Source organism: Pigmentiphaga sp. MLSB6-MA01, from assembly GCF_058793475.1.
On sequence record NZ_JBXAFV010000015.1, the window covers coordinates 110,284 to 134,537 of the forward strand.

27 protein-coding genes are annotated in these 24,254 nt (G+C 69.5%); 12 read left to right on the forward strand and 15 right to left on the reverse strand.

Going from position 1 to position 24,254, the window contains the following annotated elements:
• Positions 1–97: 97 nt before the first annotated feature.
• The 3 genes from AC1Q6E_RS22555 to yjgA are packed head-to-tail and all read right to left on the reverse strand — an operon-like array spanning position 98 to position 2,072.
• Positions 98–769, reverse strand: a complete 672-nt coding sequence (locus AC1Q6E_RS22555) for an alpha/beta hydrolase (RefSeq protein WP_152799882.1) — start codon at positions 767–769, stop codon at positions 98–100.
• Between the two features lie 30 nt (positions 770–799).
• Positions 800–1,468 carry a molybdopterin adenylyltransferase gene (gene mog, locus AC1Q6E_RS22560; RefSeq protein ID WP_492573556.1) on the reverse strand — a complete coding sequence of 223 codons (669 nt, stop codon included), beginning with the start codon at positions 1,466–1,468 and terminating at the stop codon, positions 800–802.
• A complete protein-coding gene (gene yjgA, locus AC1Q6E_RS22565) occupies positions 1,458–2,072 on the reverse strand; it encodes a ribosome biogenesis factor YjgA (protein ID WP_152799881.1) in 615 nt (204 codons plus the stop codon). The genes mog and yjgA overlap by 11 nt, the downstream gene beginning before the upstream one ends.
• Before the next feature lie 116 nt (positions 2,073–2,188).
• Between yjgA and pmbA the strand changes: the two genes are divergently transcribed.
• The 9 genes from pmbA (at position 2,189) to AC1Q6E_RS22610 (ending at position 11,569) form a co-directional block, all read left to right on the forward strand.
• Positions 2,189–3,580 (forward strand): metalloprotease PmbA, encoded by a 1,392-nt coding sequence (gene pmbA / locus AC1Q6E_RS22570; RefSeq protein WP_152799879.1) that lies wholly within the window; start codon positions 2,189–2,191, stop codon positions 3,578–3,580.
• A 58-nt stretch (positions 3,581–3,638) separates the two neighbouring features.
• Positions 3,639–4,943 (forward strand): FAD-dependent oxidoreductase, encoded by a 1,305-nt coding sequence (locus AC1Q6E_RS22575; protein ID WP_152799877.1) that lies wholly within the window; start codon positions 3,639–3,641, stop codon positions 4,941–4,943.
• A gap of 117 nt (positions 4,944–5,060) precedes the next feature.
• Positions 5,061–5,975: an ABC transporter substrate-binding protein gene (locus tag AC1Q6E_RS22580; protein ID WP_152799875.1), complete on the forward strand. Its 915-nt coding sequence runs from the start codon at positions 5,061–5,063 to the stop codon at positions 5,973–5,975.
• Between the two features lie 52 nt (positions 5,976–6,027).
• Positions 6,028–7,047, forward strand: coding sequence for an ABC transporter substrate-binding protein (locus AC1Q6E_RS22585; protein WP_492573557.1), 1,020 nt, complete (start codon positions 6,028–6,030; stop codon positions 7,045–7,047).
• Between the two features lie 11 nt (positions 7,048–7,058).
• Positions 7,059–7,808 (forward strand): ABC transporter ATP-binding protein, encoded by a 750-nt coding sequence (locus AC1Q6E_RS22590; RefSeq protein ID WP_296555543.1) that lies wholly within the window; start codon positions 7,059–7,061, stop codon positions 7,806–7,808.
• On the forward strand, positions 7,805–8,596 hold the full coding sequence (locus tag AC1Q6E_RS22595; RefSeq protein ID WP_152799869.1) for an ABC transporter permease: 792 nt from the start codon (positions 7,805–7,807) through the stop codon (positions 8,594–8,596). The genes AC1Q6E_RS22590 and AC1Q6E_RS22595 overlap by 4 nt, the downstream gene beginning before the upstream one ends.
• Positions 8,593–9,942 carry a cytosine deaminase gene (locus AC1Q6E_RS22600; RefSeq protein ID WP_492573558.1) on the forward strand — a complete coding sequence of 450 codons (1,350 nt, stop codon included), beginning with the start codon at positions 8,593–8,595 and terminating at the stop codon, positions 9,940–9,942. The genes AC1Q6E_RS22595 and AC1Q6E_RS22600 overlap by 4 nt, the downstream gene beginning before the upstream one ends.
• 3 nt (positions 9,943–9,945) lie before the next feature.
• Positions 9,946–10,440, forward strand: a complete 495-nt coding sequence (locus tag AC1Q6E_RS22605; RefSeq protein WP_152799867.1) for a MarR family winged helix-turn-helix transcriptional regulator — start codon at positions 9,946–9,948, stop codon at positions 10,438–10,440.
• A 76-nt stretch (positions 10,441–10,516) separates the two neighbouring features.
• Positions 10,517–11,569 carry a P1 family peptidase gene (locus AC1Q6E_RS22610; RefSeq protein WP_152799865.1) on the forward strand — a complete coding sequence of 351 codons (1,053 nt, stop codon included), beginning with the start codon at positions 10,517–10,519 and terminating at the stop codon, positions 11,567–11,569.
• Positions 11,570–11,605: 36 nt separating this feature from the next.
• Here the strand turns inward: AC1Q6E_RS22610 and moaC are convergent, their stop codons facing one another.
• On the reverse strand, positions 11,606–12,085 hold the full coding sequence (moaC, locus tag AC1Q6E_RS22615) for a cyclic pyranopterin monophosphate synthase MoaC (protein ID WP_296555551.1): 480 nt from the start codon (positions 12,083–12,085) through the stop codon (positions 11,606–11,608).
• A complete protein-coding gene (locus tag AC1Q6E_RS22620) occupies positions 12,085–12,945 on the reverse strand; it encodes a sulfurtransferase (protein ID WP_492573559.1) in 861 nt (286 codons plus the stop codon). The genes moaC and AC1Q6E_RS22620 overlap by 1 nt, the downstream gene beginning before the upstream one ends.
• A gap of 116 nt (positions 12,946–13,061) precedes the next feature.
• Here AC1Q6E_RS22620 and AC1Q6E_RS22625 point away from each other — a divergent pair, with 116 nt between their 5' ends.
• On the forward strand, positions 13,062–14,561 hold the full coding sequence (locus AC1Q6E_RS22625; protein WP_152799859.1) for a M48 family metalloprotease: 1,500 nt from the start codon (positions 13,062–13,064) through the stop codon (positions 14,559–14,561).
• Here the strand turns inward: AC1Q6E_RS22625 and AC1Q6E_RS22630 are convergent.
• The 7 genes from AC1Q6E_RS22630 to AC1Q6E_RS22660 form a co-directional block, all read right to left on the reverse strand.
• The gene (locus AC1Q6E_RS22630; protein WP_492573560.1) at positions 14,542–15,174 is read right to left on the reverse strand and encodes a DUF2946 family protein; all 633 of its coding nucleotides are present in this window, start codon (positions 15,172–15,174) and stop codon (positions 14,542–14,544) included. The two genes, AC1Q6E_RS22625 and AC1Q6E_RS22630, sit on opposite strands and share 20 nt — an antisense overlap.
• Complete coding sequence (locus AC1Q6E_RS22635; protein WP_492573561.1) at positions 15,167–16,852, reverse strand: thiamine pyrophosphate-binding protein; 1,686 nt, start codon at positions 16,850–16,852, stop codon at positions 15,167–15,169. Before AC1Q6E_RS22635 ends, AC1Q6E_RS22630 begins: the two co-directional genes overlap by 8 nt.
• Before the next feature lie 81 nt (positions 16,853–16,933).
• The gene (locus tag AC1Q6E_RS22640) at positions 16,934–17,980 is read right to left on the reverse strand and encodes an alpha/beta fold hydrolase (protein ID WP_152799853.1); all 1,047 of its coding nucleotides are present in this window, start codon (positions 17,978–17,980) and stop codon (positions 16,934–16,936) included.
• A 20-nt stretch (positions 17,981–18,000) separates the two neighbouring features.
• Positions 18,001–18,423: a YybH family protein gene (locus AC1Q6E_RS22645; RefSeq protein WP_152800067.1), complete on the reverse strand. Its 423-nt coding sequence runs from the start codon at positions 18,421–18,423 to the stop codon at positions 18,001–18,003.
• A 27-nt stretch (positions 18,424–18,450) separates the two neighbouring features.
• Positions 18,451–19,305 carry a formyltetrahydrofolate deformylase gene (gene purU / locus AC1Q6E_RS22650; RefSeq protein ID WP_296555536.1) on the reverse strand — a complete coding sequence of 285 codons (855 nt, stop codon included), beginning with the start codon at positions 19,303–19,305 and terminating at the stop codon, positions 18,451–18,453.
• A 132-nt stretch (positions 19,306–19,437) separates the two neighbouring features.
• Entirely contained in the window at positions 19,438–19,635 is a 198-nt protein-coding gene (locus AC1Q6E_RS22655; protein ID WP_492573562.1) for a zinc-finger domain-containing protein, read from the reverse strand.
• A 15-nt stretch (positions 19,636–19,650) separates the two neighbouring features.
• Positions 19,651–20,571 (reverse strand): branched-chain amino acid transaminase, encoded by a 921-nt coding sequence (locus AC1Q6E_RS22660; protein WP_152799847.1) that lies wholly within the window; start codon positions 20,569–20,571, stop codon positions 19,651–19,653.
• Positions 20,572–20,775: 204 nt separating this feature from the next.
• Here AC1Q6E_RS22660 and AC1Q6E_RS22665 point away from each other — a divergent pair, with 204 nt between their 5' ends.
• Together AC1Q6E_RS22665 and AC1Q6E_RS22670 are read left to right on the forward strand one after the other, a co-directional pair.
• Positions 20,776–21,531: an AzlC family ABC transporter permease gene (locus AC1Q6E_RS22665; protein WP_152799845.1), complete on the forward strand. Its 756-nt coding sequence runs from the start codon at positions 20,776–20,778 to the stop codon at positions 21,529–21,531.
• Positions 21,528–21,878: an AzlD domain-containing protein gene (locus AC1Q6E_RS22670; protein WP_152799842.1), complete on the forward strand. Its 351-nt coding sequence runs from the start codon at positions 21,528–21,530 to the stop codon at positions 21,876–21,878. The genes AC1Q6E_RS22665 and AC1Q6E_RS22670 overlap by 4 nt, the downstream gene beginning before the upstream one ends.
• A gap of 13 nt (positions 21,879–21,891) precedes the next feature.
• On the opposite strand, the gene AC1Q6E_RS22675 is transcribed toward AC1Q6E_RS22670, so the two are convergent.
• The 3 genes from AC1Q6E_RS22675 to AC1Q6E_RS22685 are packed head-to-tail and all read right to left on the reverse strand — an operon-like array spanning position 21,892 to position 24,242.
• Positions 21,892–22,875 (reverse strand): Bug family tripartite tricarboxylate transporter substrate binding protein, encoded by a 984-nt coding sequence (locus AC1Q6E_RS22675; protein WP_152799840.1) that lies wholly within the window; start codon positions 22,873–22,875, stop codon positions 21,892–21,894.
• Between the two features lie 60 nt (positions 22,876–22,935).
• A complete protein-coding gene (locus tag AC1Q6E_RS22680; protein WP_296555533.1) occupies positions 22,936–23,679 on the reverse strand; it encodes an IclR family transcriptional regulator in 744 nt (247 codons plus the stop codon).
• Positions 23,676–24,242 carry a VOC family protein gene (locus AC1Q6E_RS22685; RefSeq protein ID WP_296555532.1) on the reverse strand — a complete coding sequence of 189 codons (567 nt, stop codon included), beginning with the start codon at positions 24,240–24,242 and terminating at the stop codon, positions 23,676–23,678. The genes AC1Q6E_RS22680 and AC1Q6E_RS22685 overlap by 4 nt, the downstream gene beginning before the upstream one ends.
• Between the last annotated feature and the right edge of the window lie 12 nt (positions 24,243–24,254).

Here is a 24,254-nt window from a genome sequence, read left to right on the forward strand (position 1 = left end):
ATCGCGAAGATGACAGCTCGAACGCCGGTGTGGTGGCGCGGGCGTTTTCGTTACCGAGCAGTACACCACATCTTGGGCGGCTATGTCTTGATCGGCGTCAAGCCAGCACCTTGCGCAGGAAGGTCGAGATGTCCCCGAGTTCCGGCGCGCAGACCGAATGGGGCATGGGATAGGCATGCCATTCGACGTCGTAGCCTTCCTGCCGCAGCAGGTCGCGCGAGGCGGTGGCGCGGTCGAGCATGACGATGGGGTCGGCGGTGCCGTGGCCCATGAAGATGGGCGTGCCGGCGTTGGCGGGGCTGTGTTCGGCGGCGAAGGTGGCGGCCAGGGGCAGGTAGCCCGACAGGGCCACCAGCCCTGCCAGTTTCTCGCGGTGGCGCAGGCCCGTGTGCAGGGTCATCGCGCAGCCTTGGGAGAAGCCGGCCAGCACGATGTGTTCAGTGGAAATGCCGCGCTGGTTCTCGCGCGCGATGAGGTTCTCGACGTGGCGCTGCGAGGCGCGGATGCCGGGATCGTCCTCGCGCCGGACGAGGTCGCTGACGATGATGTCGTACCAGGCGCGCATGGCCATGCCGCCGTTGATGGTGACCGGCTGCACGGTGGCGTGCGGGAAGACGAAGCGCACGGGCGGCAGGCCGTGCAGGTCCAGTTCGGGGACGATGGGTTCGAAATCGTGGCCGTCGGCGCCCAGGCCATGCAGCCAGATCACGGCGCGGGTCGGGTTCGGGCCGGTTTCGGTCTCGACGCAGTCGAGCAGGGTGTCAGTCATGGCGTTCTCGATAAGTGGGCGTGCCGGCGGTCAGGGCGCGGGACGGATCGCCGTCTTGGGGCGGAACGCCTTGCACACCGTCTCGTGGGTCTCGACGTACGGGCCTTCGATGAGCTGGATGCAATAGGGCACGGCGGCGAAGATGCCGGGGACCACCAGCTTGCCGTCGGCTTCGCGCAGTCCTTCGAGGGTCTCGCGTATGGCCTTGGGCTGTCCGGGCAGGTTGATGATGAGCGCGGCGCCGTCCGCCGCCGACGCGCCGCGTTCGCGGATGACGGCGACCTGGCGCGAGAGGATGGCGGTGGGGACGAAGCGCAGCGAGATCTGGCGCATTTGTTCGCCGAAGCCGGGCATCTCCTTGGAGGCCACCGCCAGCGTGGCCTCGGGCGTGACGTCGCGCCGCGCCGGGCCGGTGCCGCCGGTGGTCAGGATCAGGTCGCAGCCGAGTTCGTCGCACAATTCGGCCAGGGTGGCGGAGATGGCCGGCGCGTCATCGGCGATCAGCCGCTCGACGTAGCGGACCGGTGTGCGCAGGGCGCCGTCGAGCCAGGCCTTGAGCGAGGGGATGCCCTCGTCGGCGTAGACCCCGCTGGAGGCGCGGTCGCTGATGGACACCAGGCCGCATAGCAGTTCGTCGGGATGGTTGCGCACGAGGCGCTTGGCGGAAGTCGTCATGGCGGCGGGGGGATCAGTGTTCATCTTCGTCGTCGTCGGTCGGGGACGGCGACCCGGCATCGGGCGCGGCCTGCAGCCGCTTGATTTCCTGGAACAGCGCGCGATAGTGCTTGCGCTGCGGTTCGCGCCCGGGCAGCAGGGCGGCGTTGGCGGCCTGTTCCTTGCGGGCGCCGCGTATCAGCGCCCGCAGGGGCTGGGCCTGGGCATGGGGGTAGCGGTCCATGAAGCCCGTGAAGTGTTCGTCGCTGGCCAGCAGCCGGTCGCGCCACAGTTCGAGCTGGTGGAAGGCGGCGATCTGCTCCATGGATTCGCCGTCCCATTCGGCCAGCATGGCCTGGATGGGGTCGACGTGCGCTTCGCGCATCAGCTTGCCGACATACTGCAATTGCCGGCGCCTGCCTTCGTGGGAGGTGATGCGCTGCGCCTCGCGTATCGCGTCGTACAGGCGTTCGGCCAGGGGCAGCTGCCGCAGCTTGGTGTCGGGCAGCCCGACCAGGCGTTCCCCCAAGTCCTGCAGGGCGGTCATCTGCCGCTTGAGCTGCGACTTGCTGGGGGACTGGTATTCGCTGTCCGGATCGGCTGCTTGCGCCGGGACCAGTGGCGATGGACTACGTTTGGAGCGAGACATGGAAAATGGCGTGCTTCGACGGTAAGAAGGCTGACACCAGCTATCATAAAGCCTTGCCTTCCTGCCCGGGCGGCCTTGCCGGCATGTCCGGGCCGCCTCCTTCCCGAAGAAACTCCATGGCCACTTCCCCGTCCCGCAAGAAAACGACCGCCGCGCCCACCCGTCCCGCGCTCGACACCGACCCCGCCGCGTTCCGCCAGTTGATCGAGCGGGTGCTGGACGAGTCCAGGCGCGTCGGCGCCACCGATGCCGCCGCCGAGGTGTCCGAAAGCCAGGGGCTGGCCGTGTCGGTGCGCCGGGGGTCGCTGGAGACGGTCGAACAGACGCGCGACCGGTCGCTGGACATCACCGTGTACGTGGGACAGCGCCGGGGCTCGGCCTCGACCTCGGATTTCTCGGACCAGGCGGTGCGCGACACCGTCCAGGCCGCCTACCACATCGCCAGCCATACCGCCGAGGATCCGGCCGCGGGCCTGCCCGACGCCGATCTGCTGGCGACCGAGTTCCCCGACCTGGATCTCTATCACCCGTGGAACCTGCCGGCCGAGGCGGCGGCCGAACTGGCGCTGCAGGCAGAGCGCGCGGCCCTGTCCACCGACAAGCGCATCACCAATTCCGACGGCGCATCGGTATCCTCTTACGAAGGCCACTTCGTGATGGGGAATACCCGCGGCTTCCTGAACGGCTATCCGTATTCGCGGCATTCGCTGTCGGTATCGCCCATCGCGGGACGGGGCGGCAACATGCAGCGCGACGACTGGTACACCAGCGATCGCGATTGGGCCCGGCTGGCCGATCCCGCCGGCGTCGGCCGCTACGCGGCCGAACGCGCGCTGTCGCGGCTGTCCGCGCGCCGCATCCCGACCGGCAGGTATCCGGTGCTGTTCGAGGCGCCCCTGGCCTGCGGCCTGCTGGGCTCGCTCACGCAGGCCCTGAGCGGCGGCGCGCTGTACCGCAAGTCGAGCTTCCTGGTCGACAGCCTGGGCCGGCCGGTCTTTCCCGGGCACATCGACGTGTTCGAGGATCCCGCCATCAAGGGCGCCCAGGGCAGCGCCGCGTTCGACGACGAAGGCGTGCGCACGCAGGCGCGCAAGGTCGTCGACGCCGGCGTGGTCCAGGGCTACTTCCTGTCCAGCTATACGGCCCGCAAGCTAGGCATGCCCACGACCGGCAATGCCGGCGGCTCGCACAATCTGGTGCTGGCCTCGCGCAAGACGCGCCGCGGCGACGATTTTCGTGCCATGCTGCGCAAGCTGGGCACGGGCCTGCTGGTGACCGAGCTGATCGGGCAGGGCATCAATTACGTGACCGGCGATTATTCCCGCGGCGCGTTCGGCTACTGGGTCGAGAACGGCGAGATCCGGCATGCGGTGCAGGAGATCACGATCGCCGGCAACCTGAAGGACATGTTTGGCGGCATCGTCGCGGTGGGGGCGGATACGCTCACGCGCGGCACCAAGACGACCGGGTCCATCCTGTTGCCGGAAATGTCGATCGCCGGACGCTGAGCGCCACGTCGTCGCCGCGCGGACGTCCGGCGCTTCGAGCGCCAGCCATGGAGAGTCTATGAACGCCAAGCCTTCGCATCGCATCGTCATCGCCGGCGGCGGCGCGGGTGGTCTCGAACTGGCCGTGCGCCTGGGGCGGCGCCACGGGCCCGAGCACGTCACGCTGATCGACGCCGTGCCTTTCCATATCTGGAAACCCTCGCTGCACGAGGTCGCGGCGGGCACGGTGGACATCCACCGCGACGGGCTTTCCTACGCCATGCTGGCGCACGACAACGGTTTCCGCTTTGTGCTGGGAGAGATCCAGGACGTCGACCGCACGGCGCGCGCCGTGCGGGTGGCGGCCTTGCGCGACACCGACGGTACCGTGATCCTGCCCGACCGGGACGTTCCGTACGACACGCTGGTGCTGGCCGTGGGCAGCCTGGGCAATTTCTTCAACACGCCGGGCACCGATCAGTATGCGATTTCGCTGGACACCACGGATGCGGCCGAGCGGTTCCGGCTCGCGCTGCTCAAGGCCATGGCGCGCGCGTCGGCCGGCGTCGAGGAGGCCGCCCCGGGCATCGTCAACGTGGTGATCGTGGGCGGCGGCGCCACCGGCGTGGAGCTGGCCGCCGAACTGCACGAGGCGAGCGGCACGATCTCCGCCTACGGGCTGCCGGGCATGACGAAGCAGAACCTGCGCATCACGCTGATCGAGGGCGGGCCGCGCATACTCGGACCATTGCCCGAGCGCGTCGCCAAGGCGGCCGAGGAACTGCTGGAGGAGCGGGGCGTGAGGGTGGTGGTCGACTGCCGCGTTTCCGAAGTGACGCCGCGCACCGTGGTGGCCCAGGACAAGGTGTTCGACGCCGACCTGTGCGTCTGGGCGGCGGGCATCAAGGCGCCGTCGCTGCTGTCCCGGCTGGGGCTGCCGCTGAACCCGATGCAGCAGGTCCTGGTGGATGACACGCTGCGCACCGGGGATCCCGACATCTATGCCCTGGGCGATTGCGCCGCGGCGCCCTGGCGCGAAGCCGGCAAGACGGTGCCGGCGCGCGCCCAGGCGGCCCACCAGCAGGCCTCGTATCTGTTGCCGCTGTTGTCGGCGCGCATACGGGGGGCGTCGGCTTTCGCGGCGCCGTTCCGCTTCCGCGATTTCGGCTCGCTGGTGTCCATCGGCCATGCCGAGGGCGTGGGCAGCCTGATGGGCAATCTTTCCGGCCGCAAGCTGCTGGTGGAAGGCTGGATCGCCCGCATGATGTACGCGGGCACGCACTGGTCGCACTATGCCGCGGTACTGGGCTGGTGGGGTGCCAGCGTGCGTTCGCTGAGCCGCTTCCTGAGCCGCCGTTCGCAGCCCCGCGTCAAGCTGCACTAGTTCCCGCTACCCGTCCGCCAGTCCAGGGTTTATCCCTGCCCCGGGTTCCATTGACAGCCAAAATTTGCATGATAAAGTCATGCAAATAGTCATGACCCGCACGGCGGCTGGAACGACATGAAACTCAGAATCGATGCCCATCCCGACCCCATGATGGGGCTGGTTCCCCTGTTCACCGCCATCGACGCCGGCCTGTTCGCCAAGCGCGGCATCGAACCCGTTTTCGTCCAGCGGTCGGCGGTGCAGGCCATCGAAGACATGCGCGCCGACCGCATGGACCTGACCTTCTCCGGCCCCACGCTCACCATCATGGCGCGCGAGCGCTTCGGCCTGCCGTCCCGCTTCGTTTCGGCCGCCGCGCTGCGCGGCACCTATGCCGGCCGCAGCGCCGATTTCATGAATCTCATCGCCCGCCACGGCGTGGCCATCGAGCGGCCTTCGGACTTCGAGGGCAAGCGCCTGGGGGCCTTCGCGCTGGACGGCGGCATCACGCATTCGGCCCCGCTGTATCTGTTCAACCAGCATGGCGTCGACGTCTCCCGGGTGCAGTGGGTACCGATGCCTTTCCACAGGATGCCCGACGCCTTGGCCGCGGGCGAGATCGATGTGGCCATCTGCGTCGAGCCGCTGGTCACCCTGATGCTGCGGCGCGGCCTGGGCCGCGCCGTGGACGAGGTGCTGGGCGAAGGCTCGCTGGCGATGTCCAGCACGGGCAATCCGTCGCTGGTGTCGAACTGGTGGACCACGCAGGCGGCCTACGCGCGCGCCCCGGAACTGTTTACCGCCGCCGCCGATGCGCTGGCCGAGGCCGTGGGCGTCGTGTATGCCGATCCGTCGGCCGCGCTCGACGCGATGGCCCGGCATACCGGCCAGGATTCCGCGCTGTTGCGCGAGATCGGCTTCAACACCACGCTCTTCCACCCCTTCGGCATGGACGATCCCGAGGTCAAGGCCATGTACCGGGGCTGGGTGGCCGTGCTGCGCGGCGCCGGCCTGCTCGACCACGACATCGACGTGGAGCAGTTCTTCTGATTTTCGGGGCCGCCGCGCGCGGATGGGTGTTTGTCACTGTCGGGAGATCGTCATGAAGCAGTCCAATTCCAGGGTTCGCCGCGCGCTCTTGTTCTGCACGGCACTGGCCTGCGCGCAGCCGGGACTCGCCGGCGCCCAGCCGGCCGGCGCCGCGCCGGAGAAGGCAGTCATGTTCATCGGCTGGCGGGCCGAGGCCGAGTGGGGTGGTTTCTTCCAGGCCGTGGCCAAGGATATCTACCGCAAGCACGGGCTGGATGTCGAGATCCGCCTGGGCAATCCGCAAAGCAATCCCACGCCCATGCTGCTGGCCGGGCGCGTGGATTTCACGGCGGGCAGCAGCGGCACCTCGCTCAACGCGGCGCGCGAAGGCGCGCCCCTGATGTCGGTGGCGGCGATCTTCCAGAAGGATCCGCGGGTGCTGATTGCCCACCCCGGCCAGGGCGTGGAGAAGATCGAGCAGATCAAGGACCGCACGGTGCTGGTGGGCGCGCTGGGCATGGCGACCTTCTGGCCCTACCTGCGCGGGCGCTTCGGCTTCACCGACGACCAGGTCAAGCCCTATACGTTTTCGCTGGCGCCGTTCCTGGCCGACAAGAAGGTGGTACAGCAGGGGCTCATCACCAACGAGCCGCTGGCGCTGAAGAAGGCCGGCGTCGCGAACCCGGTGTCCTTCCTGCTGGCGGACTACGGCTGGGATCCCTACATGACCACCATCGTCACCACGCGCGACAACGTCGAGAAGCGTCCGCAGTTCGTGCAGAAGTTCGTCGACGCCTCCATCGAGGGCTGGTACAGCTACCTGTACGATGATCCGTCGGCCGGCAACGCGCTGATCAAGCGCAACAACCCGGAGATGACGGACGAGCAGATCGCCTTTGCGATCCAGGCCATGAAGGAACGGGGCCTGATCGATTCCGGCGACGCGAAGCGCCTGGGCATCGGGGCGATGACCGATGCGCGCTGGGAGCATTTCTACAAGTCCATGGTGGATGTGGGCGTGCTGCCCACCGGCGTGGACGTGCGCAAGGCCTATACGCTGAAGTTCGTCAACAAGAAGGTCGGCATGCGATGATGGAAACGGCCATGGATACCGACCGGGTGCTGGAACTGCGGAACATTTCCAAGCGCTTCGGCAATGGCACGCTGGCGGTCGAGAACCTCGGCCTGTCCCTGGCGCGGGGAAGCTTCGTCAGCCTGCTCGGACCGTCGGGGTGCGGCAAGAGCACGGTGCTGCGCATGATTGCCGGGCTATCCGAACCGACGTCGGGCGAGGTCGCCCGGCAGGGGGCCAGGGGGGCGGTCGGTTTCGTCTTCCAGGAGCCCACGCTGATGCCTTGGGAGACCGCGCTGTCCAACACCATGCTGCCGCTGGACCTGGCCGGGGTGCCGCGCGAGGAGGGCCGGCGGCGCGCGGCCGAGGCGCTGGATAAGGTCGGGCTGAAGGGGTTCGAGCATGCTTTGCCGCGGGAGCTGTCCGGCGGCATGAAAATGCGCGTGTCCATTGCCCGGGCCATCGTGACCCGGCCGCAGATCCTGCTGCTGGACGAGCCGTTCGCGGCGCTGGACGAGATCACGCGGTTCAAGCTCAACAACGACCTGCTGCGGTTGTGGCAGGACCAGCGCTTCACCGCCGTGTTCGTCACGCACTCGGTGTTCGAGTCGGTGTACCTGTCCCAACGCGTGATCGTCATGGCCGCGCGTCCGGGCCGACTCCATGCCGATCTTGCCATCTCCGCCGACGCGGAGCGCGGCGAGTCGTTCCGCACCTCGGCCGAATACGCGCACCTGTGCAGGCAGGCCTCGGAAGCCCTCGAACAGGCGATGCACGCATGAATCCCACGCTTCGTACCGCGCGCATCGTCCTGCCCGTCGTCATGGGCGTCCTCTGCCTGGTGCTGTGGGAGGCGGTCGTGCGCGGCCTGCGCATCTCGCCGCACATCCTGCCGGGCCCGGCCGACATCGGCCGGGCGCTGGTCGAGGATTGGCCGCTGCTGTCGGCGGCGCTGTGGGTCACGCTGAAGATCACCGCGTCGGCCTTCGTCAGCGCCGTGCTGGTGGGCGGCGCGATCGCCATCCTGTTCAGCCTGTCCAAGTGGATAGAGCTCACCTTCTTTCCCTACGCGGTCATCATGCAGGTCACGCCGGTGGTCGCCATCGCGCCGCTCCTGATCATCTGGGTGGACAACGTGCAGGTGGCGCTGCTGATCTGCGCGTGGCTGGTGGCCTTCTTTCCCATCCTGTCGAACACCATCGTCGGCCTGAACAGCGCGGACCACAACCTGCGCGACCTGTTCCGGCTCTATGGCGCCACGCCGGGCCAGACGCTGCGGCGGCTGCGCATTCCATCGGCCATGCCGTATTTCCTGGCGGGCGTGCGCATCTCGGGCGGCCTGTCGCTGATCGGCGCGGTGGTCGCGGAATTCGTCGCCGGCGCGGGCGGTCAGGGGTCGGGGCTGGCCTATCGCATCCTCGAGGCTGGCTACCAGTTGAAGACGCCGCGCATGTTCGCGGCCCTGTTGATGATTTCCTGCGCCGGGGTGGTGATCTTCCTCGCGACCTCGTGGGTGTCGCAGCGCATCCTGCGCCGCTGGCACGAAAGCGCCATGGAGCGCGAATCGTGAAATCGCTGGCGGCGCGGCTCGAACTGGCGGGGGGGGCCTACGTCCTGCGCGGCGCGAGGGTGCCCGCGGCGGTGCTGCCCGCCGCGCTGGCCGGCCTGGCCGACGCGCAGGGCCTGGCGGGTGTGGACCTGGCGGTCGAAGGGGGCCGCCTGGGCGCGGTCGCCCCCGCCGGAACGCTTCATGCCGGCGCCGCGCTGGACCTGGCCGGCAGGCAGGTCTGGCCCGCCTTCCACGACCTGCATACCCACCTGGACAAGACGCATACGCTGGCGCGCGCGCCCAATGCCGACGGCACGCTGCTGGGGGCGGTCAAGGCCGTCATGGCCGACCACGCGCGCTGGCGTCCGGGAGAACTGGAGGCGCGCGCCGATTTCGCCTTGCGCTGCGCCTGGGCGCACGGCACGGCCGGCCTGCGCACGCACCTGGACGCGGCGGGGCCGCAGGCGCGCATGGCCTGGGAGGCCATGCTGGCGCTAAGGGAGGGATGGGCGTCGCGGGTGCGGGTACAGATGGTGGCCATGGCTCCCATGGAAACCTACCTGGACGACGGCGCCGAGGATTTCGTGCGCCGCGTGGCCGAGACCGGCGGCGTGCTGGGCGGGGTGACGCGCGTGCCCGGCCTGCCGCCGCCCGCCGCGCGGCAGCGCCTGGCGCAGGCCCTGGGCGCGCTGTTCGATTGGGCCGTGCGCTACGGCCTGGACGTGGACCTGCACGTGGACGAATCCTGCGAGCCCGAGGCGGACTCCCTGCTGGAGGTCGCGCGGCATACCCAGGCGCGCGGCCTGGGCGGGCGGGTCGTCTGCGGCCATTGCTGCAGCCTGTCCGTCCAGACGGACGAGACCCGCGAGCGTATGCTGGATGCTTGCCGCGCGGCCGGGCTCGCCATCGTCGGCCTGCCGCTGGTCAACCTCTTTCTTCAGGACCGGGCGCCGGACCGCACGCCCCGGCTGCGTGGGCTGCCTCCTTTGCAGGAAATCGCGGCCCGCGGCATTCCGGTGGCGTTATCGAGCGACAATTGCGCAGATGCGTTCCACGCCTACGGAGACTACGACATGCTGGAGGTATTCCGCGAAGCCGTGCGCAACGGCCACCTGGATCGACACATCGGCGGCTGGCCCGCCAGCGTGACGGCGACGCCGGCGGCCTTGATGCGCCAGGCCGGCTCGGGGCGGATCGAGGAGGGCGGGGCGGCGGATTTCGTGATCTTCGATGCCCGCGGCATTCCCGAACTGCTGGCCCGGCCCCAGTCAGATCGCCTGGTCGTCCGGGCAGGCCGGCCGCTGGCCGTATCGCCGCCGCCCTTCGACGAGCTCGACGCGGCGCTGGCGCGCGCCGGGGAGGCGTAGGCCATGGCGCGATCCTCGTCGGCGAGCCCGCCGCGTCGCCCGGGGCAGTCCCAGGCTTTTCCGGAAGGGAGGCTGCTGGCGCCGCGGGTCAGCACCCTGAGCAAGGCGCTCACCCGCAGCGCCGTCCAGTTCGCCAAGGCGCAGTACGGCCTGTCCCAGGTGGAGTGGCAGGTGGTTGCGCTGCTGGGCGTCTTCCAGCCGGTGTCCATACGCGAACTGGCCTACCATGCGATGCTCGATGCCGCGCAGATCAGCCGCGCCGTGTCCTCGCTGGTCGCCCGGGGCGATGTCAACCGCGCCCGCAGCGCGCGCGACAGCCGCGAGGTGGAGCTGTCGCTGACGCCGCAGGGGCTGGCCATGCAGGCCGAACTGACCGAGGCCGCCCAGGCCCGCAACCGGCATGTGCTGGACGGGCATTCCGCGGCCGATGTGGCCAGGTTCTTCAGCATGCTGGACAGCTTCATCGCCCGCGCCAGGCAATTGAGCGACCAGGAATGAGCCTTCGGGCGGGTGGCCGGCCAGCCGGCCGGTCCCTACAATAGCCCCCACTTCATTTCCCGGACGGAGTTCCAGCATGGATGCATGCGACGCAATGGCCGGCCGCCCCGGCGGGCGCAATCTGATCACCGATGTCGCCGGCCTGCGGGTGGGGCAGTCGCACGATGCGCGGGCCTGCACCGGCGTCACCGTGATCCTGCCGGACGAGCGGGCCATGGCGGCGGTGGACATCCGCGGCGGCGGACCGGGCACGCGCGAGACGGACACCCTGGGTGCGTCCAACCTCGTGCGTTCGGTCGATGCCATCGTGCTGTCCGGTGGTTCGGTCTACGGCCTGGCCAGCGGCGACGGCGTGGCCGCGTGGCTGGGGGCGCAGGGGCGGGGCTTCACACTGCTGCACCAGCCCGGCGTCCCGCCTTCGCCCATCGTGCCGACCGCGGTGCTGTACGACCTCGCCAACGGCGGCGACAAGCAATGGGGCGAGACCCCGCCCTATCGCGACCTGGCCATGCGGGCCGCCCGGCAGGTCCGGCCCGGCTTCGATCTGGGCACGCAGGGTGCGGGCTTCGGCGCCTCGGCGGGGGCGCTCAAGGGAGGACTGGGATCGGCGTCCTACGTCACGCACGACGGCATGACCGTGGGCGCCATCGTGGCCTGCAACAGCTTCGGCTCGGTCGTGGCGCCGCAGGGCAGGCGCTTCTGGGCCGGCGCCTTCGAGATCGGCGAAGAGTTCGGCGGCCTGGGGCCGGCCGATACGCGGGCCGAGGGCGAGAACTGGGAGTACGCGAAACTGGATCCCCGCCCGCGCGCCAATACCACCATCGCCTGCATCGCCACCGACGTCGCGCTGTCTCCCGACGAACTGCAACGCGTGGCCACCATGGCGCAGGACGGATTGGCCCGCGCCATCCGCCCGATCCACGCGCCGTTCGACGGCGACACTGTGTTCGCGATCTCGACCGCGCGGCGCGAGGCGCCGGTGATGGACGGTCCGGTGGACCCGCGGCCCTTCATTGTCTGCCGGCTGGGCGCGCTGGCCGCCGACGTGCTGGCCCGCGCGATCGCGCGGGGTGTGTACAGCGCCGTCACGCCTGAGGGCATGACGACGCCCGCGTGGTCCAGCCTGTGAGGCGTCCGGGATCCGGTCCGGGTCCCGGCGCGGGACCTACCGGGTCCAGTGTCCCGACTTCCCGCCTTTCTTCTCCATCAGCCGCACGTCGGTCATGACCATGCCGCGATCGGCGGCCTTGCACATGTCGTAGATCGTCAGCAGCGCGACGTTGACGGCGGTCAGCGCCTCCATCTCGACGCCGGTGCCGCCCACGGTCTCGGCGCGTACGGTGCAATGCACGGCGCCGGCCCCGTCGTCCAGGGTGAAGTCGCAGGCCACGTGCGTCAGCGGGATGGGGTGGCACAGCGGGATCAGGTCCGAGGTTTTCTTCGCCGCCATGATGGCGGCGATGCGCGCGATGCCCAGCACGTCGCCTTTCTTGGCGCTGCCGTCGCGGATCAGGGCCAGCGTGGCCGGCTGCATGCGTATCGTGCCGGCGGCGACGGCCACGCGCGCGGTGGCCGGCTTGGCGCCCACGTCCACCATGTGGGCCTGGCCGGCCGCGTCGAAGTGGGTCAGGGGGGATGGCGCCATCATGCGTCTCCGGTGGCGATGGGCGAGTCCGGACGGCTGCTCCATTCGCTCCACGAGCCGGGATACAGCACGGCCCCGGTCAGGCCCGCCACTTCCATGGCAAGCAGGTTGTGGCAGGCGGTGACGCCGGAGCCGCATTGGCTGATGACCCGGTCCGCGGGCGTGCCGCCCAGCACCGCTTCGAACTCGGCCCGCAACTGCGCGGCGGGCTTGAAGTGTCCGTCGGGCTGGAGGTTGTCGCGCAGGAAGCGGTTGGCGGCGCCGGGGATGTGGCCGCCCACGGCATCCAGGGTCTCGTTCTGGCCGCGGAAACGGTCGGGCGCGCGCGCATCCACGACCAGGCGCGGGGCCGGCGCGTCCAGGTTGGCCAGGACGTCTTCGTAGGTCGTGGTCGCGACCCGCGGCGGCCGCAGGGTGAACGTGCCCGGAGCGGGCGCGGCGGGCTGGCCGGCCTCCAGCGGGTAGCCGGCGTCGCGCCAGGCGGCCAGGCCGCCGTCCAGGACCGCGACGGCGCCGTGGCCGGCCCAGCGCAGCAGCCACCAGAGACGGGCTGCCATGGCGCCGCCAGCGGTGTCATAGCACACGACCTGGGTGGCATCGGAGACGCCCAGGCGGGCCATCAGGGCCGCGAAATCCTCGCGCCGGGGCAGGGGATGGCGGCCGTTGCCGCCGGTCTTGGGGCCGCTCAGGTCGCGGTCCAGGTGGACATGGAAGGCACCGGGGATATGTCCGGCCGCGTGGGCGCGTTCGCCCGCGCCGATATCCGACAGGTCGAAGCTGCAATCGAAAACGACGGCCGGCGAGGGAGATTGCAGCAGCGCGTGCAGCGCCTGTGCGGAAATCAGGGTGCTGAAGCTCATGACAGGTCCTGTAAGCGTTGCCATGCGGCCGGTTGGGGCGTGGCCGGTATTGGTAAATTTTTCACGTTTCGACAAGGGGGCGGGAACCCGTCGCCCAAGCTGGCTATCATACCGGTATGCCGAATTCCGAACGTTTCCCGCCGCTGCGCCGCAAGGCCGCCGCGCTGCTGCTGCCGGCCCTGCTGGCGGCGGCCGCGCCGGCGCTGGCGCCAGCCCAGCCGGTCGGGCTGCCCGACCTGGGCGATTCGGCGTCGCAGGAGCTCTCGCCCAGGCTGGAGCAGAGGCTGGGCGATGCCATCATGATGGAGTCGCTGCGCGATCCGGCGTATATCGACGACCCCGATCTCACCCAATACCTGACCGGCATCGCGGGGCAACTGTCGGCCCAGGCCCCGGCCGGCACGCCCAGTATCAACGTGTTCGCGGTGCGCGATCCAAGCATCAACGCGTTCGCGATGCCGGGCGGATACATAGGCGTGCATACCGGGCTGGTGGTGGCCGCGCAGTCAGAGTCCGAACTGGCCGGCGTGCTGGCGCACGAAATCGGCCACGTGGTGCAGCGGCACATCGCCCGCGGCCTGGTGCAGCAGAAGCGGGACAGCCTGATCATGGTGGCGGCGCTGCTGGCGGCGCTGGTGGCCGCGCGCGGCAATTCGCAGGCGCCCGAGGCGGCGATGGCCTTCGGCCAGGCCGCCGCCATCAATTCGCAGTTGGGATTTTCGCGCGAGGCCGAACGCGAGGCGGATCGGACCGGGTTCCAGATGCTCGAGACGGCGGGCTACAACGTCAACGGCATGGCCGCGTTCTTCGGCCGCCTGATGCAGGCATCGGGGCTGAACGAAAGCACCAGCCAGGCCTTCACGCGCACCCACCCGCTGTCCATCGAGCGTATGTCCGACATGCAGAACCGGGCGCGTGGCGTGGTCATCCATGATCGCTCGAATTCGCCGGACTTCTATTTCGTGCGTGCCAAGATGCGGATGGTGCAGGCCAGCAGCGGCCAGGATGCCCGGGAAGCCATCCGCTATTTCGAGAGCCGGACCGCCGATCTCCAGGGCATCGAGCGTTCCGCGGCCTACTACGGCGCGGCCCTGGGCTATATGCGCCAGCGCGAGTATGGCAAGGCCAACGATGCCTACCTGGCCGCCACGTCGGGCGCGCGTACCCATTTCATGCTCGAGCGGCTGGCCGTCGATCTGGCGCTGGCCCGCAACGACACGCAGCAGGCCATCGCCCTGGCGCGCGGCGCCGTCGCGCGCTGGCCCGAGCAGCGCGGCCCGGCCATGGCGATGGCGGAAGCGCTGCAACGCGCCGGCCGCAACCAGGAAGCGGTCGAGTTCCTGAAAGAACAGATGCTGAAGTGGAGCGACGAACCCCGCTTCTACCAGATGGCCGCGGTCAGCTACTCGCGGCTGGGCAGCGCCGTGAACGAACGCCGCAACATGGCCGATTACTACGCGATGACCGGTGCCCTGCCGGCCGCGGTCGAGCAGTTGCAGCAGGCGCGCGCGGCGTCCAAGGACTTCTACGAGCAGTCGCAGATCGACGCCAAGGTGCGCGAATACCAGCGCAGGCTGAAGGAAGAGCGCGACCTGCTCAAGCGTTTCCAGAGCTGACGGGCTCGGGCCTGTCGACGAAGCCCAGGGCCTTGCCCGCCGGGCCGCGTAGCGGCGCCAGCGGCGCGGGAGCGAGGGAGACCGGGGGGTAGATCACCGGGATGGCCGGGGTCGCGTCCGGTGCCTGACCCGGATCGGCCAGCCAGCCGGGCGCCGCGTCGAGCAAGGGTTGCCCCGATGTCAGTTTCATGCGCTCCAGCACGTCGGGCAGATGGCGATCCTCCACCATGGCGGGGCCGTGTTCGGTCGCGGCGTAGAGCCTGCCCGCGGCGTCCAGCGCCCAGCGGTCCACGCGGGAAACGGCGTGGCCGGCGTGGGTCGCCAGGGCGCCGGCCGCATCCGCCTGGCGCAGGATCAGCGGTGCCGCGTCCAGCCTCACGAACACGCGCTGCGGGCCGTTCTGGAAGAACCAGCGGCCCTGGCCGTCGTGTCCGTAGTTGCGCGCGATGAAGGCCAGGATTCCGGGATTGGAGATCGAAACGCCCGGCCCGCCCGCCAGGGCGTCGCCGGCGGGATGCAGGCGCCAGCGGCCCCGGGCGTCCAGCGACAACCAGCCATGGGCGTCCGGCACGTCGGGCCAGCGCGCCATGGCGGCAAGGACATCGCTATCCATGCCCCGCCAGCCACGACTGCGGCGTGATCTGCCGGGGATCCGTGCGCAGTTCCAGCAGCGCCGGGCGGCCGGCCGCGCGGGCGCGCTCGAACGCGGCGGGGAAGGCATCGGCGCTTTCCACCCGCTCGGCATGGGCGCCGAACGACAGGGCCAGCGCGACGAAGTCGGGGTTGCGCAGGTCGGTGGCGCTGACCCGGCCGGGGAAACGCTTTTCCTGGTGCATGCGGATGGTGCCGTACATGCCGTTGTTGACGACGATGACGACCACGGGGGAATCGAATTGCAGCGCGGTGGCCAGTTCCTGGGGATACATCAGGAAGCAGCCGTCGCCCGCCACGCAGACCACGGTGCGGTCGGGGTGGCGCAGCTTGGCGGCTATCGCCGCGGGCAGGCCGTAGCCCATGGCGCCGCAGGTGGGGGCGATTTCCGTGCGCGGCTGGCGGTAGCGGTAGAACCGGTGCAGCCACACCGCGTAGTTGCCGGCGCCGTTGGCAATGATGGCGTCGTCGGGCAGGGTGCGGTCCAGATGGGCGATGACCTGGCCCAGGTCGATGCCGCGGGCCTCGGCATGCGGCGCCGGCACGACCTGGTAGCGCGCGTGCAGCTCGCCGGCCCGCCGGGTCCAGTCGTCCCAGGCGCGCGAGGCCGGGGCTTCCAGGCCGCGCAGCAGCGCGGCGGCGGGCGCGGCCGCCGACTGGATGGCCAGGTCGGGTTGGTAGACGCGGCCCAGCTCGGCCGCGTCGGCGTGCAGATGGATCAGTTTCTGGGCGGGGCGGGGCGGCGTCAGCAGCGTGTAGCCGCCGGTGGCGATTTCGCCCAGCCGCGTGCCCACGGCCAGGATGAGGTCGGCATCGCGCACCAGCGCGGCCAGGTCCGGATTCATGCCCAGGCTCAGGTGGCCGGCGTACTGGGGCAGGCGGTTGTCGAAGATGTCCTGGCGGCGGAAGGCGCAGGCCACGGGCAGGTTCCAGGCCTGGACGAAGGCGGAGAAATCCGAGGCGGCGCGTTCGCTCCAGTTCGATCCGCCCAGGAGGACCAGCGGACGGCGGGCCTGGGCCAGCATGTCGCGCAGGCGCGGGGCCGCATCGTGATCGGGGCCGCTGGAGGCCGTGGGGGCGACCGCGGCCGGCGCGGACGGGCAGGCGGCGCTCAGCACGTCCTCGGGCAGGGCCACCACCACCGGGCCGGGCCGGCCCGAGGTGGCGCACGCGAAGGCTCGCGCCACGAGTTCGGGAATGCGGCCGGCATCGTCGACGCTGACGACCCATTTGGCGATGCCGCCGAACATGGATTGGTAGTCGATTTCCTGGAAGGCCTCGCGGCCCAGCTCGCGCGTGGGCACCTGGCCGACGAACAGGATGAGCGGCGTCGAGTCCTGCTGGGCGATGTGCACCCCTATGCTGGCGTGGGTGGCGCCCGGGCCGCGCGTGACGAAGCAGATGCCCGGCCGCCCGGTCAGCTTGCCGTCGGCTTCGGCCATGTTGGCGGCGGCGCCTTCGTGCTTGGCGACGACGACGTCGATGTCGGCGTGGGCGTGCAGGGCGTCCAGCACGTCCAGGTAGCTTTCGCCGGGGACGCAGAAGACGCGGTCGACGCCGTTGGCGGTCAGCGCGTCGACCAGGAGGCGGCCGCCGGTAGTGGCGGTGGCAGCGTTGGAAACCGAGGGAGTCGAGGCCATGGAAGGATCCGTGTCGTTTTCTCCATTGTCGAAGAAAACGCCAGGGATGTCAGCGGGGGCTTGCCCCGATGCCGGGTGCGGCTAGCGCCCGGTACGGAAGAAATCGGCCAGCCTGCGCGGCAGCCAGTTCAGGTTGCTCGGGAAGTTTCCCGTGGGAAAGCCCGCGTGGCCGCCCTGTGCCGGCTGGTGCAGGACCACGTGGTCGGAGGCCTGCTGGGGCGTGGGCAGGTAGCGGCCCGGAAGAAAGGGGTCGTTGCGGGCGTTCAGCACCAGCGTCGGGATGGCGATGTCCGTCAGCAGGGGTTTGCTGGAGGCGCGCGTCCAGTAGTCGTCGACGTTCCGGAAGCCGTGCGCGGGCGCGGTATAGGCGTCGTCGAATTCGTACAGGTCGCGCGCGTTGGCCACCCGCAGCACGTCTATGGTGCCGGGAAACTGCTGCGCCTTCTGCAGCGCCTTGGACTTCAGCGTGCGCAGGAACATATGGGTGTAGATCCGGCGGTTGATCAGCCCGGTACCCAGGGTGCGCCCGCCGGCCATGAGGTCGACCGGCGCCGAGACGCCCGCCGCCGCCGCGAGCCAGCCGGCGGTGCCGCCGGCCTCGCCCAGGTGTTTCAGCAGCGCGTTGCCGCCCAGCGAAATGCCGGCGGCGTGCCAGCGGAGCTGCGGCAGGCGCAGCCGCACGGCGTCCAGCATGAAGCCGACGTCGGCGGAGTCGCCCGAGTGGTAGGCGCGGGGAAGGCGGTTCGGTTCGCCGGAGCAGCCGCGGAAGTGCGGCACGACGACGGTCCAGCCGCGCGCCCGGAAATACTGCGAGATGGCCTGCGCATAGTGGCTGGCGCTGCTGCCTTCCAGGCCATGGAACAGGACGAGCCCGTTGCGCGACGCGGCGGTGCCGGCGGCCGTCCCGGCCAGCCGTGCGAACGACTCGGGGCCGATCGCCGTACCGGGGGCGAGGCCGGGCGCCGTCCAGTCGAAATCGAGGAAATCGCCGTCGGACGTGTCCACCCGTTCGCGCTGGAACGAGGTGTGATGGTGCGACGAGAGTTGCGACGCGAAGATGGTCTGGCTATGTCCTTCGGGCAACCATGCGGGAGTGGGGCAGGGGGTCGTGTCCAGGTAGGCGGGCATGCGGGATCGGGCTGGGCGACTCAATGCAAGAGGTCGGGAACGTCCTGAAGCTCGGTCGGACCGAGGTCGGCAGGGGCCTGCGACGAGTGGTGCAGGACCAGCCGCCAGCCTGTGGGACCTTTGTGGAAGACATTGGTTGCATAGCAGTTGACGATCTGCTTGCCCTGGGAGGTGTCGACCATGAGCTGTTCGACCACGGTGTGGACCGAACTCATCATGCTTTGCACGGCGTGGACCCGCGTGGGCCGGATCGGCACCGGGGAACTGGCGAGGATTTCGCGCCACGATTCCATCACGGCATCGTGCCCGATCAGCCGGGGGCCGCCCGGATGGATGCAGACGATGTCCTCGTCGTCGGCCCAGACCGCCATCAACTGGGCGAGGTCGCCCTGCTCCAGGGCGTCGTAGAAGGCCTGCCCGGCTTCTTCGGAGGTGGCGTACAGCGGAGCGCCGCGGGATTTGAGCGCCATTTATGCGAACACGATGGTCTTGTGGCCGTTCAACAGGATGCGATGCTCGACATGCCAGCGGACGGCGCGCGCCAGCACCAGGCATTCGACGTCGCGCCCGACCTGGGTCAGGGTTTCCGGCGACATGCTGTGGTCCACGCGGGCGATATCCTGCTCGATGATGGGGCCTTCGTCGAGATCGGGCGTGACATAGTGGGCGGTGGCGCCGATCAGCTTCACGCCGCGGTCATGCGCCTGGTAGTAGGGGCGCGCGCCCTTGAAGCTGGGCAGGAAGCTGTGATGGATGTTGATGGCCCGGCCGGCCAGCGCCCGGCACATCTCGGGCGACAGGATCTGCATGTAGCGAGCCAGCACGACCAGGTCGACGTTCTCGCGCTCGGCGATCTGCAATACCTGGCGCTCCTGCTGTTCCTTGCCGCCCTGCGCCACCGGCAGGTGGTAGAAGGGCACGCCGTACGAGGCGGACAGCAGCGCGAAGTCGGGGTGGTTGGAGACCACCGCGGGAATGTCGATGGGCAACTGTCCGCTCTTGGCGCGGAACAGCAGGTCGTTCAGGCAGTGGCCGTGCTTGCTGACCATCAGCAGCACGCGCGCGCGCCGGTGCGGGTCGCGGATCTGCCATTGCATGGAGAAACGCTCGCCCACGGCGGCGAATTCCTTGCGCACGGTGTCGGCGTCCAGGCCGTCCGGCGCCGAGAAGTGCACGCGCAGGAAGAACAGCCGGGTGTCCTCGTCCCCGAACTGCTGCGAGTCCTGGATGTTGCAGCCGCGCTCGAACAGGAATCCCGACACGTGGTACACGATGCCGGTCGTATCGGGGCAGGCGAGCGTCAGGATGTAATCGTTGTGCTGCACGGGGAGGTCCTGTGAATAAAAAAGCAAACCCCGGCGGGCCGGGGCAGCGTCATCGGTGTCCCCCTCCGGGGACACCGCGGATCCGGCCAGGCCGGTCCGCCCGTGCCGCCCCTCGACGGGGCGCGCAAGGGATCAATGGTGATGTACCTTGGCGCCCGCCTTCAGCCGGTATTCCGCGCCGCAGTACGGGCACTTGGCTTCGCCCGTGGTTCCGATGTCCAGGAACACCTTGGGGTGCATGTTCCACAGCGGAGTATGCGGCCCCGGGCACGAAAGCGGAAGCGTGTTGGCATCGACTTCGATGATGGCGTTGGCGGCTTCGGTGGTCATGGCCGTTTCTCCCGATCAGACGTGCGTGAGCCAGTGGCCGTACTTGGCGTTGCGGCCCGCGACCAGGTCGAAGAAAGCCTGTTGCAGGCGCGCCGTGACCGGGCCGCACTGGCCGGCGCCGATCTTGCGGCGATCCAGTTCGCGGATGGGCGTGACTTCCGCCGCCGTGCCCGTGAAGAAGGCTTCGTCGGCGATGTAGATGTCGTCGCGGGTCAGGCGCTTGGTGACGACCTTGATGCCCAGGTCGGCGGCCAGGCTGTGGATGGTCGAGCGCGTGATGCCGGTCAGGGCCGAGGCGATCTCGGGCTCGACCAGGACGCCGTCCTTGACGATGAAGATGTTCTCGCCCGAGCCTTCGGCCACGAAGCCTTCGGTGTCGAGCAGCAGCGCCTCGTCGTAGCCGTCCTCGGTGGCTTCCAGGTTCGCCAGGATGGAGTTGGCGTAGGTGGAGGCCAGCTTGGCGCGGGGCATGGTCACGTTGACGTGGTGGCGGGCGAAGGACGAGGTCTTGACCCGGATGCCCTTCTGCAGCGCCTCGGCGCCCAGGTAGGCGCCCCATTCCCAGGCGGCGACGGCGACGTGGACCTTGGCGCCCTTGGGCGAGACGCCCATCTTTTCCGAACCGTAGAACGCGATCGGACGCAGGTAGCAGGATTCCAGCTTGTTGACGCGGACCACTTCCTTCTGCGCTTCCATCAGGGTTTCCCGGCTGTACGGAATCTGCATCTGGTAGATGTGGGCCGAGTTGACCAGGCGGTCGGTATGTTCCTTGAGCCGGAAGATCGAGGTTCCGATGTCGGTCTTGTACGCGCGCACACCCTCGAATACCGCCAACCCGTAGTGCAGGGAGTGTGTGAGCACATGGGTGTTGGCTTCACGCCAGGGCACGAGCTTGCCGTCGTACCAGATGAAGCCGTCGCGGTCTGACATCGACATGATGAAGATCTCCGAAATGAACCTGATATTGTACCAATCTGCGACGGGATCCAACGAAGAAGCGGGCGCGCAGAAAGACACGCCCGCCGCCGCCCGGGGATCCAGGGAGATTCGGGTAATCACTTACAATAGCTGCAAGCCATAACTTTACTCCTTCCCGGCCGGCTGCCGCCGGGAGCCAGCCGCCGTCCCGTCCCATCCCCCATGTCCGCCACGCGTCCGTCCGCCGCAGCGCCCCCCCTGTCCCCGCAGGAACGCCGGGCGGCCATCGTCGCGGGCCTGAGGGCGCTGGCGCCCACCACGATCGCCATCGGCGTCTGGGGCATGGTCAGCGGCGTGGCCATGGTCAAGATCGGCCTGAGCCAGTCCCTGGCGCTGGCGATGACCTTCCTGGTGTACGCGGGCTCGGCCCAGCTGGCCGCCTTGCCGCTGATCGTGGCGGGGGCGCCGGTGTGGCTGGTGTTCGCCGCGGGCTGCGTGGTGAACCTGAGGTTCGTGATCTTCGCGGCGGCCTTGCATCCCTATTTCCGCCGCTTCTCCCGCTGGCGCCGCCTGGGGCTGGGCTTCCTGACGAGCGACATCGGCTTCGTGCTGTTCATGCCCCGCTACGGCGACGCGGCGGTCAAGGGCACGCCCGAGCAGACCTGGTTCTTCCTGGGCTCGGCCCTGGGCAATTGGCTGACCTGGCAGGTGTGTTCGGTGGCCGGCATCCTGCTGGGCGCCGTGGTGCCGCAGTCCTGGTCGCTGGAATTCGCCGCGGTGCTGGCGCTGATCGCCATCGTGGTGCCCATGGTGGCGACCTGGCCGGTGGCCGCGGCGGTGGGGGCGGCGGCCCTGGTCGGGTGGGCCGGCCAACCGCTGCCCTTGCGGCTGGGGCTGGTCCTGGCGGTCGTGGCGGGCGTCTGGGCCGGCGTGGCCACGGAGCGGGCGCTGGAGCGCCGCAAGGAGGCGGGGGCATGAGTCCGTCCACCCTGCCGCCGGTATCCGATTCCCTGTACGTCTGGCTGGTGATCGTCGCGCTGGCGCTGTGCACCGTGCTCACGCGCGCCGGCTTCCTGCTGCTGGGCGACAACGTGCCCCTGCCCGAGGGCGTCAGGCGGGCGCTGCGCTACGCGCCCGCCGCGGCGCTGGCGGCCGTGATCGTGCCGGACCTGCTGCCCTGGGCGCAGGGCGGCATGCCGGTGTTCGACTGGCGGGCCCTGGCCGCGGTGATCGCGGTGGCGGTCATGGTGACCACCCGCAACACGATCGCGATGATCGTGGCGGGCATGGCCACGCTCTGGCTGCTGAGGTGGCTGGCGGGCTGACGGCCCGCATCCCTCATTCGGCCTGGATGTTGCGCTGGACCACCACGGCGCGCAGCCGCCGGATGTCGTTCTCGACGCGCGCCTGGAATTCGTCGGGCGTGGAAGCCTTGGGCGAACCGCCCCAATCGACCAGTTGCTGGTGCACGGCGGGCATGTCCAGGACCGCCCGCAATTCGCGGTTCAGGCGCGCGACCACGTCGGCGGGCGTGCCGGCCGGCGCGGCGATGCCCAGCCACGATTCGAACACGACGGCGGGCAGCGTGTCGGCCACGCTCGGCACGCCGGGCAGCGCCTGCACGCCCTTGGGCGCGGTGGTCGCCAGCAGGCGTACGCGCTGGGACTTGAACAGCGGCGCGGTATTGGTCATGGTGTCGATCATGACGTCCACGCGTCCGGCCAGCAGCTCGGTCATCGGGCCGGCCCCGCCCTTGAACGGCACGTGCAGCGCGCTGCCGCCGCTTTCGGCCATGATCCATTCGCCCACGAGGTGCATGGCGGTGCCGACGCCGACCGAGGTGTAGGTGTAGCGGTCCTTTTCGGTCTTGATGCGGTGGACGAAGTCGTCGAAGGACTTGATCGGCGACGACGGCGCCACCGCCAGCGTCAGCGGATACGTCGTGATCGTGGAGACCCAGGCAAAGCCCTTGACCGGCTCGAAGGGCAGGTCCTTGCGCATGGCGGCGTTGGTGCCGTGGCCGCTGGTCATCAGCACCAGCGTGTAGCCGTCGGGCTCGCTCTTGGCGACCTGGGCCGAGGCGATGTTGCCGCCGTCGCCGGCGCGGTTCTCGACGATGACGGGCTGGCCGACCCGCTCGGACAGTGCCTTGCCGACCAGCCGGGCGACGACGTCGCTGCCGCCTCCGGCCGCGAAGCCGACCAGCAGCTTGATCGGCCGGTTCGGATAGGTGTTCTGCGCGTGCGCGGGGCCGGCCAGTGCCGCGGCCAGGATGCCCGCCGCGGCAAGAGCGTGGCGGCGGCCGGTGATGGTGTTGTTCATGGTGGGTCTCCTCTTCGTCCCTGTTTTCGTGCGGCCCCGTCGGGGCACGCGTGGCGCCGCTCAGTCCGCCGTCTGCAGGCGGGCGGAAATCTCGCGGCTTTTCTGTTGCAGCACGACCCCCAGGGCAGCGCCGTTGAGGAACTCGCCCCGCTGCTTCGAGCAGACCAGGGAGATCGTTCCTATGACTTCATCCTCGACGATCACGGGCACGCCATAGCCGATGACGTCGGGATCGAGCCCGGCGTGGCTGATGGCGTATCCCGCCTTGCGTATGGCCTTCAGGTTGGCCCAGGTGGCGTTCCATGTCTGTTCGTCGGCGCCGGCGTGGGTCTGCTCGAACAGCTTGCGCACGCGCGCCCGCGGCCAGAACGCCAGCACCGACAGCGAAGGCGCGCCGCGGAACCACGGCAGGCTCTTGCCCCGCATGTAGGTCAGTTCCAGCGGCTCGATACCGGGTTCGTGCGCGACGTTCAGCAGGTGCTCGCCGTAGACGTTGGAAAGCAGCACATGGCAGCCGGTCTCCTGCGCCAGTCCGCGCAGGATGGGCTGGCTGGCGCGGGTGAGCGGGTCGGTTTCGCGGATCAGCGATTCGAGTTCGACCACCCGCGCGCCCACCACGTAGACGCCGCGCGGCAGCCGTATCAGCAGGCCGGCCGCGCACAGTTCCTTGACGTAGCGGTAGGTGGACGAGGGCGTGAAGCCGAAATGGCTGGCCAGGTCGTCCACCGTCCAGGCGTACCGGTCGTGGGTGTAGGCGTCGAGCAGCGTGAGCATGCGGCCCAGGCTGGAAGCGCTTTCCGTCATGCCGGCGCTTGCTCCACGCCCATGCGCCGGGCCATGTCGGCCCGCCATTCCTGGCGGCTGCGGAAGCCGGGCAGGGCGCGCGCGTGCCGCTCGGCCCAGGCCATGAGCTCGGCCGGCGGCAGCTCGATGGGCATGGGGACGCGCATGGGCTGCGAGACGTACCAGGGCGTGTCGATGTACAGCTCCAGCCGGTTGCCCTCGGGGTCGCGGCAGTACAGCGACAGCGCGTTGCCGTGCGTGACGGGCGCGAGGTCCGCGACGCCCGCCTCGACAAGGCGGCGGTGATAGCGCTGCAAGGTTTCCAGGGAATCGGCGGTGAGCGACAACTGGTTGATGACGTTGAAACGGACATCGGCGGGGCGGCCCGACACCAGCACGATCTGGTGATGGACGTCCGGGTCGCGGCTGGTGAACACCAGTTCGATCGGGCCATGGGGGCCGTCGAGCAGTCCGCGGTCCGTGATCGTGAAATCCAGGACCTGGGAATAGAAATCGGCCATCCGCTGGATATCGGTGACGAAGATGCCGACGTGGCTGAAGGAAAGACCGGGTCTTTGGGTCATTATGAAAATAAA